This is a genomic window from Natronorubrum aibiense (genome assembly GCF_009392895.1).
Classification (GTDB): domain Archaea; phylum Halobacteriota; class Halobacteria; order Halobacteriales; family Natrialbaceae; genus Natronorubrum; species Natronorubrum aibiense.
In genome coordinates this window covers 261,696-274,482 of sequence record NZ_CP045489.1, presented here as the reverse complement: position 1 = coordinate 274,482, position 12,787 = coordinate 261,696, and the positions used below count along the sequence as shown (strand labels likewise).

At 56.6% G+C, this 12,787-nt stretch carries 8 protein-coding genes and 5 pseudogenes; 7 read left to right on the top strand and 6 right to left on the bottom strand.

Annotated elements, in window-relative coordinates; translation table 11 throughout:
- Positions 1–87: 87 nt before the first annotated feature.
- A pseudogene (locus GCU68_RS17860) lies at positions 88–890 on the bottom strand (transposase).
- Positions 891–1,150: 260 nt separating this feature from the next.
- On the opposite strand from GCU68_RS17860, the pseudogene GCU68_RS17855 reads away from it, so the two are divergent.
- Positions 1,151–1,270, top strand: a pseudogene (locus tag GCU68_RS17855) (IS1595 family transposase); the annotation flags it as partial.
- Positions 1,271–1,365: 95 nt separating this feature from the next.
- On the opposite strand, the pseudogene GCU68_RS17850 reads toward GCU68_RS17855, so the two are convergent.
- The 4 genes and pseudogenes from GCU68_RS17850 to GCU68_RS17840 all read right to left on the bottom strand — a co-directional run.
- Positions 1,366–1,611 (bottom strand): annotated as a pseudogene (locus tag GCU68_RS17850) (elongation factor 1-alpha C-terminal domain-related protein); the annotation flags it as partial.
- Positions 1,612–1,891: 280 nt separating this feature from the next.
- A complete protein-coding gene (locus GCU68_RS17845; RefSeq protein ID WP_152943943.1) occupies positions 1,892–3,550 on the bottom strand; it encodes a right-handed parallel beta-helix repeat-containing protein in 1,659 nt (552 codons plus the stop codon).
- 357 nt (positions 3,551–3,907) lie between these two features.
- Positions 3,908–4,048, bottom strand: a pseudogene (locus tag GCU68_RS21780) (RNA-guided endonuclease InsQ/TnpB family protein); the annotation flags it as partial.
- A 102-nt stretch (positions 4,049–4,150) separates the two neighbouring features.
- Entirely contained in the window at positions 4,151–4,960 is an 810-nt protein-coding gene (locus GCU68_RS17840) for a hypothetical protein (RefSeq protein WP_152943942.1), read from the bottom strand.
- A gap of 103 nt (positions 4,961–5,063) precedes the next feature.
- Between GCU68_RS17840 and GCU68_RS17835 the strand changes: the two genes are divergently transcribed.
- Entirely contained in the window at positions 5,064–5,471 is a 408-nt protein-coding gene (locus GCU68_RS17835) for a CopG family ribbon-helix-helix protein (protein ID WP_152943941.1), read from the top strand.
- A 92-nt stretch (positions 5,472–5,563) separates the two neighbouring features.
- Here the strand turns inward: GCU68_RS17835 and GCU68_RS17830 are convergent.
- Positions 5,564–5,851: pseudogene (locus tag GCU68_RS17830) on the bottom strand (helix-turn-helix domain-containing protein); the annotation flags it as partial.
- 254 nt (positions 5,852–6,105) lie between these two features.
- On the opposite strand from GCU68_RS17830, the gene GCU68_RS17825 reads away from it, so the two are divergent.
- Genes GCU68_RS17825 through GCU68_RS17805 form a run of 5 tightly spaced genes read left to right on the top strand, consistent with a single transcriptional unit; the run spans position 6,106 to position 12,787 of the window.
- Positions 6,106–7,479 (top strand): diaminobutyrate--2-oxoglutarate transaminase, encoded by a 1,374-nt coding sequence (locus GCU68_RS17825; protein ID WP_152943940.1) that lies wholly within the window; start codon positions 6,106–6,108, stop codon positions 7,477–7,479.
- The gene (locus GCU68_RS17820) at positions 7,476–8,960 is read left to right on the top strand and encodes a pyridoxal phosphate-dependent decarboxylase family protein (RefSeq protein WP_152943939.1); all 1,485 of its coding nucleotides are present in this window, start codon (positions 7,476–7,478) and stop codon (positions 8,958–8,960) included. Before GCU68_RS17825 ends, GCU68_RS17820 begins: the two co-directional genes overlap by 4 nt.
- Positions 8,957–10,771 carry an IucA/IucC family protein gene (locus GCU68_RS17815; protein WP_152943938.1) on the top strand — a complete coding sequence of 605 codons (1,815 nt, stop codon included), beginning with the start codon at positions 8,957–8,959 and terminating at the stop codon, positions 10,769–10,771. Before GCU68_RS17820 ends, GCU68_RS17815 begins: the two co-directional genes overlap by 4 nt.
- On the top strand, positions 10,768–11,424 hold the full coding sequence (locus GCU68_RS17810) for a GNAT family N-acetyltransferase (RefSeq protein ID WP_152943937.1): 657 nt from the start codon (positions 10,768–10,770) through the stop codon (positions 11,422–11,424). Before GCU68_RS17815 ends, GCU68_RS17810 begins: the two co-directional genes overlap by 4 nt.
- Positions 11,417–12,787 carry a lysine N(6)-hydroxylase/L-ornithine N(5)-oxygenase family protein gene (locus GCU68_RS17805; protein WP_152943936.1) on the top strand — a complete coding sequence of 457 codons (1,371 nt, stop codon included), beginning with the start codon at positions 11,417–11,419 and terminating at the stop codon, positions 12,785–12,787. Before GCU68_RS17810 ends, GCU68_RS17805 begins: the two co-directional genes overlap by 8 nt.

Genomic DNA, 12,787 nt, shown 5'->3' with positions numbered 1-12,787 from the left:
CTTCACACATTGTCATATTGGTATTTAAGTCAAAACGGCACTACTGGATTGAACCCTTTGCTCTGTTGAATAGTTGCTGAACCACGGTCACAGAGGCTCACACAGCGATTCTATGTTGATGAGGGCGAACATCAGGACAATTTCACGGAACTGGCGATACCAGCCGAGCGAGCGCTTCGTTGTTGAGTACGAGGTTTCGGCCATCCAGCGCTGAGAGTAACCTTTTGCCCGGATGAGCGCGTTGTTCACGACTGCATTCGGTGATGAGCCGCGGTAGTGAACAAGGTACTCAACATCAAGTGCGGAGATTTCGTACTCAGTGTGCCAGTCTTGGAACCCGTTGTCGGCAACTACGGATTGCAGGTCGTCCGCGTTTCGGCGGACGGCCTGCGGTCCGGTCTTTGTATCGTGCTTCCACCGTGCTGTGATATGGACGTCAAGAACAGCGAGCGACTCTATCTCAGTTAATGTCGTCACTTTCAGCGTCTGCACGGTATTTCCTGACCGCTGGCGGAAGTACGACGAAGAACGGCGCGGTCAAAGAACGTGCTGTCGAGAGCAGCGTGGCCAGACTGCGGGTGTTGCTGCGCTGAAACGCACAGCAACGCCCGCCACACCCACAATTTCAGCCGGTCGAACGACTTGTAGATCGTGCTGTAGTCGGGGAGATTCTCTTGATCGAGACCAAGTACGTCACGAATCTCGGTCATATACTTCAACCGATTCGGCGTTTCACGGTAGCTGTGGCTTTTTTCGAGCCGAAAACAGTGTAGGACGACATGGACCCAGCGGGCGAACCCGCCGCTGGCGGGCTCGCCCGCGTGCTTCCCCAACGCTTGTTTGGCTAGGTCACGACACTGCTCAATGAAGTCGAGGAGATCGATTTCCATAGGACAGAATCGAATTCCTCGGCTTCATCCTTCTAAGCTAGTGATATCGGCTGATTAGATCGCTATTCAATAGAGCACCCAATAGTAGTGTGTTGTATGGGATACACTATACAAAATCAGTGAACGTGTCATAGAATTCGTCTCACACCCGCTACCCGGAGGTTATAGCGTTCTCGTTTTACGTGTAATCTGGTAATTTTGCCAATTGTCTGCTTTATTCATGACTGGTCTCGTGAATAATGGGTGTTGAGAACTATTGTATGACACCCTCAGGCTTGGAGCAGTCCGCTCGCACCTACGGTTTTCTCCGGTCACTAAACCTGACTGGTGCACCGATCCACGGTTTCATCGATTGCGTCGCCGTCAATGTATTCCGCTAATCTACCGAAGAGCGACTCATTAAAAAGGCACACGACGCCCTCTCGTGCCTCGAGCGCGGCGGCGGGGACGACAAGCGCGTTTTTCGACGCTGTCGTCAGGTCCGCTCGTGGACCTCAAGGACCTTGCCGGCTGCGATGGTCTGGCCCATGTCGCGGATGGCGAAGCTCCCGAGTTCAGAGATTTCGCTGGACGGCTCGATGCTGAGTGGTTTCTGCGGTCGGATGGTGACGACTGCGGCGGCGCCCGACTGGATGAAGTCGGGGTTCTCATCAGCGACCTCGCCAGTCGAGGAGTCGATCTTCTGATCAATCGATTCGATAGTACAGGCGACCTGTGACGTCTCCGATTCGATTGACGACGTTCGTGAGTGAGAATAAACTCGTGCAGTTTGCCACTCCTTGATAGTTGGAATGATTTTGCGGTGTTTGCCAGTGAAATGCTCGACCGGTCAGCCAAAACAGCCATCGAAATGGAGGTGTCAGTGGACGTTACTAGAGGCGAACTTTAGACGAGCGTCATTGTTCCCACGCCCTACGATTTCATCATCTGCCCAACACCGTGCGCGATGTAAATTTTTCCCAGCGCAATGAGGCTGCTATCTGCAGGAGAGTTGCGGAGGACTACAATTCGAATCCCCAGTTGAAGTCTCCCTTCCAGTTCGATCGCTCTCCGTGGAAGACCGTCCTCCCTTCGTGATGATTCCCAAGCCACAGTACGTCTGTGAGCGCTGCTCCATTGTCGCTCATCACGAGCGCCTCAAAGACCGAATTTTGAATCTTGTGTTTTTCTCCGCTGTCGGCGAATCGCAAACTTGCGCCATCCGCGTCGATGTCACAGTTGTCGATGACGAGTCGATTAACGTTGTCACCTCGACCATTTACAAATATTCCATGGCGTTGGCTATCCGATCGTGATGTGAAATCGAACTCACAATCGCGGAATTGAACGTTCGATGACTGTACGTACACTCCGTAATCGTCATTTGTCGGACTCGATTGATCGTCTATGGTACACGAATCGAAGGAAGTTCTGCTATCGTTATCGTCATTTACCCGGATTACTCGACCACCGGAACCACGGTCGGTAATATGAACGTCTGTGAGTCGCGCGCTGCCGTTTTGTGTACAGCGGATGATCTCGGTTGATTTCTCGATCTGGTTTCGAATGTAGAGTTTCTCAACTACCTGTCCACCGCCGTTCTCAAGCCACAGCCCACTCCACGAATGTGCAGGTTCTTCCCGCATGATGATTTTACAGTTGCGGACCATGTCGTTTGCACCGATACGAATGCCTGCGCCGGCACAGTTGACTGCCGTACAGCCTGCAATGAGGTTCCGTCCATTGCTGGTCGACATGTAGAACCCATTGTCCGTGTAGCCGGTCACTTGACACCCTTCCCATATGTTCAACCCTAGATGGCTCGGTTCCGAGCTGTACGCAATCGCGTGACCGACCTGAGGAGCGTCGTATTGTACATCCCAATTGTTGAGATGGCACGCCCTGATGAGGTTCGTCGTCGTTGATTTAACGCCGTTCACCATGATCGTGTGACGGTCACCACCGTACTCTGGATGGAGCCTATTTCGTGAACCGAGCATTGTGATCCGCTCCATGAGGCCGAATTTGTAAGTGTACCATCGACCGATTCCAGTGTCATAGTCGCCACGGATGTCAATCTCAAGGTCCCGCATTACAGTTCGTTGTGCGTGCGGGCGCGAGTTGCCGATCGTCCCGACGGTCATCATACGATCGACATCTTGGTCGTTGATTCGGAGTGTTGCAGATTGATTTCCGGAGATACCAAAGAATTCGTGGGCTTCGAGGTTGATATTGTCCGTTTCGACGAACCATGTTCCCGATGGGACCACGTACATGTGATTTCGATTGCTGGGGCTAAACGACTGGTAGTGGTCGTAGATCGCGCCCCAGAGATCATCCTCTTCCGGTTCGACTCCTAGATCGGTTCGAACGTTGACAATGTTCGGATTCGACGTACCTGTCTCGAGGTCAATCCGAACACTATTGTCGTCGAACTCGGTCGCTGCAAGCGATGATCCGAAATCGAGATGGGCGAGATTTTCGGTGACAGTCGTCCCCGAATCAGACAAGTTGATCCCCTGCCAAGGACTCTGGCTACTTGCCGTTTCGTTTGATTCCATTGAAGAAGAGTTAGTGAGCACGCCACTCACACCAAAGGCTGTTAGCGCGCCGAGGTACGATCGACGTAAGGTACCTTGTTCATTTGCACGGAGTCTATCTTTGTCTGTATTTGACTTCATTACATCATCTATTCACATTCACTAATCATTTCATTATACACTAATTATAGAACTTAAAATGACCCTCTTTTCTCTAAATTGCAAATCAACAAACCCCTTGTTTTATTTTATCTTTTAAGATATGCTTCATATTGTCTGTCTTATTATATAATTCAATATTTTAACTATTTCATCAGCTAAAATCATTAACTGAATTCTCTCAGTAGCTATAGTGAACGCTACTTTGATTTTTTGATATCACCCTCTGTCCTGAATAATAGTCACCAAGTCTGTCTGGATTCAGAGATAGAGCATCCCGCTTATTGACATCCTCCTCCGACTTCTGTCGGAGGAATCCCGACCGCAGTTGGGGTATTTCGGTTTGCAGTCTACCACTTGTTCCTGCGGTTGGAATCCACAGGACAAGTCGTGAAGGTAGACTCCGGGCTGTGCCAACCAGTCGGTACTCCTATTCTTGTCCGAACGGGACGAAGACTCGGAGTTACTTGATGTCGAGTCGGATATTCTCCATGTGATGCATCCCTTAAGCGACACCGTGATAAGAGCAATCTACGGCACCTTTTAGCAGAAATTGGGGGCGCTAAGACGGTTCGTCCCGGTTCAGAAGGTACCGGAAATAAATCCGAACCCCATGATGACGAGGACGGTCGCTGAGAACAGCGGAAGGTACGGTGTGTACTTTTCGACCGTTTCCTCGTACTCTTGATAGCCAGCGATGAGGAGCATCGTCAACCCGACGATACCCACGATGACTGTCAGCGCATACGCGGTCATCAGTTCCAGGCAGTACGTCGAACCGGCACAGAGGCCAATGATTTCGAACTCCTCCTCGTGGGCGAATCCGAGTACGAATGCGAACCAGGCGATTCCGAGCAGTCCGCGGTCGGCGTCAGTAGCTGGCCCAGTTCCATGCTCGTGGGAATGTCCACTGATTCCTCCAAGCCGAGTTTTTACTCGTTCAAGAAGCCCATCTGAGGTGTGTTCTTGCATATGTGATGTGGGATGGTCGTGATGAGCGGACTGGCCTCCCGTGTGCTCTTCGTGGGGGTGGTCGTGATCGTGGGAGTGGTCGTGTGTATACTCTCGAACTCCGAGACCGATGAGTAACACACCTGCAACGATACTCACCGGGCCGCCGATGGTGATGCCCCCGAGGATCGAGATCGGCTCGTTCACTTGGGTCAACTGGAAGTAGGATTTTGTGTAGAAGAACACGCCGACCATCGCCAGACTACTGATAAGGTGTCCGATTCCAATGAGAGAGCTGGCAGCGAATCCGTAAAGCCACTTGTTGGACTGATCGAGCGCATAACTCGCAGCAATCGGCCACCCGTGTCCGGGCTCGACGCCGTGCACGAATCCAAGCGCTATTGCGCCGGCTAATAGTGGAAACGCTTCTCCGTGGATCATTCACTTATGCTTCTATTGTTGCGCTGTATAGCGCTTGTTAAGACCAAAACGGTAATTTCGTAATAATCGAAGGCTCAAGACAGTAGGGAACCAACTGGCGAGTATGCGAACGAGCTTGAACGTGTCTGAGGACATTCTCGACGAGTTCGACGAGACATGGCAGGCCGAAGGACTGGACTCTCGCTCGCGGGCGGTTCGCGAAGCGATGCAGGAATATATCGAAGGGCACTCACAACTCGAAGAGGTTTCTGGTGAGGTTGTCGCCGTTCTGGCTTTCGATTATCAGCATCACGAGGTGATTCACGATCTTCATTCCGCCCAGCATCAGTTTCAGGATGTCATCGAGACAATGAGCCATACTCACCAGGATGACTGGTGTTTAGAGACAGTCTTCTGTCACGGCGATGCGGCGCGGGTCCGAGAGCTCGTGTATCGGCTCCGTGATTTCGATAGAGTCGGTCGCGTGAAGACGATGCTCCTCCGAGATACTGCCCCCGATGATTCGGAATAGGGTTCACTCGAGACAGCAACTTGTCCGATGCGTGGGTGTATAGCGAATTTAGAAATAGTTACTCATTTTAGCAACCGTGAGTTGGTCGAGGGTGGTGTCCACGCCGTCGCGTCAAGACCAACTTCCTCAGGTGATTCGTGGACAGCTTCTTTGAATTATCTCTGCTCATCTTCTGAGAGCTTTGGTTTTCTTCCAGACCGGTGAGCATCAGTAACGGCCTGCTTAAGCGACTCGTCCGTGTCGAGTCGCTTGAGCCAGCTATAGATCATCCGTCGCTGAACGTCGTACCACTCGGCTAGTCCAGTCTGCGTGAGACCGTTTTTGTACGCTATTACGGCCAAGAGCCGTTGTATCGGTTTCTTTCCCTCTACATTGTTGATAGCATCTTACAATTCCTCGACAGAGATCTCGTCGAGATGATCCACTACAGTCAACAACAGTCTTTGAGTGAAAAATTCTGATGGTTACTGTATCATCAATACTTAAGTCGAGAAAATAGGAGGTGTGATTTAGGCTGACCTAAATCGACGGCTTTATATTATTTAGGCCAGCCTAAAACTCATATGGGAAAACCAAATACAAGAGCACAGACTCCTCGTGCAGTAGCTTCGACTTGGTGCGGAGGTGGCGTACGGTGACCTACCTCGAACAGGGGAATAGCGCCATCCTCTCCCAGCAGGCTGGACGAGAATCGAACGCGCGGACGTACCCTCGGCATCTCTCCTTGGCCATCCGTGAAGCGCAGGGCATCACCGTGACGGACATGGATGGGAACGAGTATTACGATTGTCTCGCCGGGGCAGGGACACTCGCGCTTGGTCACAATCACCCGCGGGTCGTCGAAGCGATGGAGCGCACGCTCGAGACCGGGCGACCGCTCCACACGCTCGACATCTCTACGCCCGCGAAAGAACGGTTCGTCGACTCGCTGTTCGAGAGCCTGCCCGACGAGTTCAGCGAGCGAGCGAAGGTCCAGTTCTGTAGCCCGGCCGGAACGGACGCCGTCGAAGCTGCGCTAAAGCTTGTCAAAACGGCCACAGGAAACCGGAGTATCCTCGGGTTCCAGGGTGCCTATCACGGGATGACGAGCGGAGCTCTCTCGCTGATGGGTGACACTGGTGCCAAAGAACCCATTTCGGGGCTGATGAACGAGGTCCATCATCTCCCCTTCCCGTACGACTATCGATGCCCGTTCGGCGTCGGCGGCAAGGACGGACATCGAATCGGGAGCGACTATGTCGAAAACCTCCTCGATGACGGCGAAGGTGGAATCACCGACCCCGCCGGGATGATTCTCGAGCCCGTCCAGGGTGAAGGCGGTGCGATTCCTGCGCCCGATGCGTGGCTCCGAGAGATCCGTCGAATTACGCGTGAACGAGACATTCCTCTCATTTTGGATGAGATTCAGGCGGGTCTGGGACGGACAGGCGAGATCTACGCCTTCGAGCATGCCGGAATAATGCCCGACGTGATCACACTCTCGAAGGCCATCGGTGGCGGTCTCCCGCTCGCCGTCGTCGTCTACGACGAAGAGCTCGATGTTTGGGAGCCTGGAGCACACGCCGGAACGTTCCGCGGGAACCAGCTTGCGATGGCAGCCGGGGAAGCCACTATCGATTACGTGCTCGAGAATGACCTCGACGATCACGCCGCCGACATGGGCGCACGTTTGCGAGACCACCTCGAGACGATGGCCGAGCGATTCAGTGCAGTCGGAGACGTCCGGGGTCGCGGGCTGATGCTGGGCGTCGAGTTCGTCGATCCGGATGCCGACTGGCAAGGCGCAGGCCCTCACGCTCCGGACAGTGATTTTGCGGCGGCAGTCCAGGCTGAGTGTTTCGACCGCGGGCTTATCATCGAACTCGGCGGCCGCGAAAGTGCGACGGCCCGGTTCCTCCCACCACTCGTCGTGTCGAAGACACAGATCGACGAGATCGCGACCATCTTCAAGGAGGCTGTCGCCGCCGCTGCCGACGTTGAAGCAGAACCGGCGGGGGTGACCGTATGAGCGCAGATGAGTTATTCCTTAACTCTGAAGCGGGCACTGCCGCCTATCGTGAGGCCATACAACGAGCGACCGACGCCGTTGTGGATAGCCTCGCCATCGCCGAGAACCCGTACTCGGGGCAGTCACCCGAAGCACTCTCCGAGCAGTTCGCAGATCCGGTTATCCCCGAAACCGGCATAGGTCTGGGCACTGCCATCGATGAAGTCGCCACCAAGGTTCTCGCCCACTCAGTTGGAACCTCGAACTCGCGGTGCGCAGCTCACCTCCAGTGTCCACCGATGATTCCGGGGCTCGCCGCAGAGGCGATGCTCACCGCGGCGAACCAGTCGCTCGACTCCTTCGATCAGGCGCCCGCCGCCACCATCCTCGAACAGGAATTCGTCGACGCACTCTGTGAGCTGTTCGACCTTTCGGATGCCGCAGATGGCGTCTTCACGAGTGGGGGGACGCAGTCGAACTTCCAGGCTCTCCTGTTAGCCCGCGACCGATACTGTCGTCGCCAGTTCGGCCGTGACGTGCAAGCAGATGGACTCCCGCCAGCGGCCGAGTCGCTTCGCATCCTCTGCTCGGAGGAAGCCCACTTTACCGGCAAGCAGGCGGCTCACCACCTCGGACTCGGCGAAGACGCGGTCGTCGCCGTTCCGACCGACGAGCAACGCCGGATGGATTCCGACGCACTCGACGAAATACTCGCCGAGCTCGATGCTAGCGATGCGGCTCCCTTCGCGCTGCTTGGGACAGCCGGAACGACCGACTTCGGCAGCATTGATCCGTTGGACGAACTCGCCGACCGGGCCGCCGAGCACGACCTCTGGTACCACGTCGATGCAGCGTACGGCGGTGCCCTCGCGTTGACCGATTTCGACGACCTGCTCGAGGGCATCGAGCGTGCCGACTCCATCGCCGTGGACTTCCACAAACTCTTCTACCAGCCCATCAGCTGTGGTGCGTTTCTCCTCGGCGACGGGGATGATTTCGAGTGGATGGCGCGTAACGCCGCCTACCTCAACCCAGAGGAACACGACGAAACCGGCGTTCCGAACCTCGTCGCGAAATCGGTCCAGACGACACGCCGATTCGACGCGCTGAAACCCTATCTCGCGTTCCGTGCCCTCGGTCGTGAGGGAATGTCGGACCTTGTCGAGGAGACCGTGGCGTTGGCTTCCGATGCGACATCACTCATCGAGGATGCCACCGACTTCGAACTGTTGCACGAACCGACGCTGAACGCGGTCGTCTTCCGCTATCAGCCGCGTGAGGCGATGAGTAAGCAGGCAGTCAGCCGGTTGAACGCGGATATCCGAGAGCGGTTGCTCCACGACGGCAGCGCCGTCGTCGCCAGGACGGAAGTTGAGGGCGTGACCAGTCTGAAGTTTACGCTGCTGAACCCGACCGCCACGCTCGAGGACATCGCTGCAATGCTGGATGTCATCCGGGATTGTGGCATGGCGGCCGTCCAGGAACAGGAGGTGGTTGCATGACACTGGAGTTTGATGGGCGTGTGGACCAGGAAGTCGATCCCGCTGAACGGGCCGACGACGCCACGGTGCACGCATTCCTTAACTGCTACCTTCGTGAGACCGGCGACTACACCGTCCACGACGAGAGCGTGGCAGACGTTACACCCGGTCCGGACGGACTGCTTCGGACCCGGCTGCCCGAACAGGGAATCGACATACTGGCTCCCCTCAAGTACCGGTCACCAACGGAGCGCCATCTGTTCGACCTGCCCGTTCGGTATCGTCTCCCCGACGGCACAGTCTACCCGGTCGACGCCGCGACGCTTGCCTCGCTCGTCGTGAAAGACCTCTCATGCACACGAGAGGGCGGATCCGTTCCGGACGAACTGCTCGAGCGGGTCCTTCGCAGCAAGCGAAACGTCGAAACCTTCGTCCGTGCACGGACGGGCGACGAAGCACACCTCTACGACGAGCAGCTGTCGTTCTGCGACGCGGAGCAGGCGCTCGTCTTTGGACATCATCGTCATCCGACACCCAAGAGCCGACAGGGTATCGCTTCCCGGAACCAAGAAACGTATGCGCCGGAACTCCGCGGGGCGTTCCCGCTCCACTATTTCCGCGCGGATCCCGACCTCGTCGCGGAGCAGTCGGCCCTCGATCGGAGCGCCACGACTTGGGTGAAAGACGCTCTGCGCAAGGACGACACCGTGCCCGAGACGTTCGTCGACGATCACGTCGACAGTGACGACGTTCTGTTGCCGGTCCATCCGTGGCAGGCGGACTATCTCTGTGACCAGCCACACGTCCGACGCCATCTCGGAAGCGGGATCGAATACCTCGGAGCAGTCGGGCAGGAGTTCTATCCGACTACCTCGGTCCGGACGCTCTACAGCCCGGATACCCCGTTCATGGTGAAATCATCGTTATGCGTGAAGATAACGAACTCTGTGCGGACGAACAAGCGCCCGGAACTCGACCGTGGTGTAGCTGTCACAGAACTCCTTGATACCGCGTTCGGCGACGAACTTACCGAGGCGTTCCCGAACTTCGACATCGTCCGCGATCCTGCCTTCCTCGCGCTCGATATCGGGGACGAACGCGAGTCCGGACTCGAGACGGTCCTCCGGGCCAATCCCTTCCGCGGTGAACTGGCCGAGCGTTCGACCCCACTGGTCGCGCTCTGTCAGGATGCCATCACGGGCCAGTCGCGTCTCGGTCGTCTCATCACGACCATCGCTGAGCGCGAGGACAGCGATCCCGCGGCGGTCAGCGAAGAATGGTGCCGCCAGTACCTGGAAATCGCGATTCGCCCAATTCTGTGGCTCTATCTTGTTCAGGGTGTCGGCGTAGAAGCCCACCAGCAGAACTCGGTACTTACGCTCAATGAAGACGGCTATCCGTGTGAATTCCGCTATCGCGACAATCAGGGGTTCTATTTCCCCGAATCGCAGTACCCCGACGTCGACGCCTATCTTCCAGGCGTTGGCGAGCGGGCCGACACCGTCTGTGAAGACGCCATCGCCGACGAGCGACTCCGCTACTATGTCATTCTGAACAACGCGATCGATGTCATCAACGCCTTTGGAAGTGCCGGACTCGTCGCCGAGCAACGCCTGCTTGCGCTCCTCCGATCGGAACTCGAGCGGGCCCGCGAGCACTACGATCGTCCCTCGTCGGACTTCCTGACGCCGCTGCTGGAATCGCCAACTATCCCGTGTAAGGCCAATCTTCTGACACGGTTTCGCGGACTGGACGAACTGGAGAATGACCTCGAGAACCAGTCCGTCTACACGGACGTGAACAATCCCCTCGTCACTGAACTCGACCTATGACCGGACCAGACGCAACTATCGCGACGGACTACGACTACCAGACGTACGACCCAAGCATCAAACGGACCGTATCACTTCGGCAGGCGACGCTCGACCGTGACCTCGGTCGGCTCCACGCTTGGCTCGGGAGCGCTCACGTGAAACCATACTGGCAGCTCGACCTACCGCTCCCGGCGTTTAGCGACCGACTCGCGGCGAAGCTCGCAGACGACCACCTGACGCCCTATATTGGGTGTTTGGACCACGTTCCGATGAGCTACTGGGAGTGCTACTGGGCCGCCGAGGATGACGTCGCGAACCACTATGACGCTGACCCGACCGACCAGGGCGTCCACTTACTTATCGGCCCTGACGAGTATCTCGGCCGTGGCTATGCTCTCCCGCTGTTGCGGGCCGTGGTCGCGATGCAGTTTCGCCATCCCGGGACGGAACGGGTTATCGCGGAACCCGATGCTCGCAACGACCGCGTTATCCACGTCTTCGAACAGTGTGGGTTCGAATCGCAAGCAGAGTTCCACTTCGACGAGGCCGAGAAGGATGCTGTACTGATGGTTTGCGATCGAAACCGGTTCGAAACTGAGATACTCACCGATGCGACGGCTGCACCACAGCAGAAAGCGGACGACGGCAGCGAGGTGAGCGCCGATGACTGAATCGGAGCACGTTCACGATGTCGTCGGTATCGGACTGGGGCCGTTTAATCTCGGTCTCGCAACTCTGCTGGACGGTGTCGAAGAATCTGTCGATGCCGTCTTCCTCGAACGAGAGCCCGACTTCGACTGGCACGAGGGCATGCTGCTCGAGGGGGCAACCCTCGAGGTGCCGTTCATCGCCGATCTCGTGACGCTTGCCGACCCGACGAACCCCCACAGCTACCTCAACTATCTGCGGGAGACGGGGCGCATCTACGAGTTCTACTTCTACGAGACGTTCCAGACGCCTCGTCGTGAGTACAACGATTATCTCAAGTGGGTCAGCGAGACCCTCGACAGTTGCCGGTTCAACCGCGAGGTGACTACAGTCCGGTGGAATGACGAGCACGAACACTACGTCGTCGTGGCTCGCCATCCGGAGACGGACGAGCAGTTCGAATATCGTGCTGAGAACCTCGCGCTCGGAATCGGTTCGCGACCGCAGATTCCGGAGCCGCTCCAGGGGCACTCGGAGGAGGATGTCTTCCACACGGCACACTATCGGTACAACCGCGAACGCGTGATGGACGCCGAGTCAGTCACGGTCGTAGGATCGGGACAGAGTGCTGCCGAGGTGTTCCAGGACCTTCTGGAACGCCAGCCGGATGGTGACTACCGGTTAGACTGGCTGACCCGATCGGATGGCTTCTTCCCGATGGAGTACTCCAAGCTGGGGCTGCAACATTTTACCCCCGAGTACGAGCAGTACGTCTACGACCTCCCCCAAGCAGTCAAGGACGATCTCATCCCAGAGCAGGGTCTGCTTTATAAAGGAATCGACCCGGAAACGAGCGCCGAAATCTACGATCTTCTCTATCACCGCTCGATCGGTGACCGCGAGCCCGACGTCGGGCTCTTCGCGATGACCGAGGTACGGGATATCGTCGACATGGATGACGCGTATGCCCTCGACTGCCATCAGTGGCAGACTGAAGAGTCGTTCGTGCACGAGAGCGAGGTCATCGTCCTCGGAACCGGCTACAAGCGCCCGATTCCAGGCTTTCTCGAGCCGCTCGAAACGGTGATCAGGTGGGATGATGAGGGACGCTTCGAGGTGACCAGGGACCACCGACTCGACGTTGATGTGTCGGGGGATGTCTTTCTCCAGAACGCTGAGTTCCACACCCACGGGGTCGGGGTCCCCGACCTCGGGCTCGGCTGTTATCGGAACACGAAGTTCGTCAACCATCTCGTCGGCCGTGAAGCCTACCCCGAGGACACTGACACTGTCTACCAGGACTTTGCTGTGGAGCAGTTCGTCAAAGATGCACCGTCTGCCTCCCGTCAGCACGGGAGCGAAGCGATCCCAACCAACGACGACTAA

Bases quoted from the DNA above. Each gene is read 5' to 3' on its own strand.
- GCU68_RS17845 (WP_152943943.1), bottom strand. From the start codon at position 3,550: ATGAAGTCAAATACAGACAAAGATAGACTCCGTGCAAATGAACAAGGT.
- GCU68_RS17840 (WP_152943942.1), bottom strand. From the start codon at position 4,960: ATGATCCACGGAGAAGCGTTTCCACTATTAGCCGGCGCAATAGCGCTT.
- GCU68_RS17835 (WP_152943941.1), top strand. From the start codon at position 5,064: ATGCGAACGAGCTTGAACGTGTCTGAGGACATTCTCGACGAGTTCGAC.
- GCU68_RS17820 (WP_152943939.1), top strand. From the start codon at position 7,476: ATGAGCGCAGATGAGTTATTCCTTAACTCTGAAGCGGGCACTGCCGCC.
- GCU68_RS17815 (WP_152943938.1), top strand. From the start codon at position 8,957: ATGACACTGGAGTTTGATGGGCGTGTGGACCAGGAAGTCGATCCCGCT.
- GCU68_RS17810 (WP_152943937.1), top strand. From the start codon at position 10,768: ATGACCGGACCAGACGCAACTATCGCGACGGACTACGACTACCAGACG.
- GCU68_RS17805 (WP_152943936.1), top strand. From the start codon at position 11,417: ATGACTGAATCGGAGCACGTTCACGATGTCGTCGGTATCGGACTGGGG.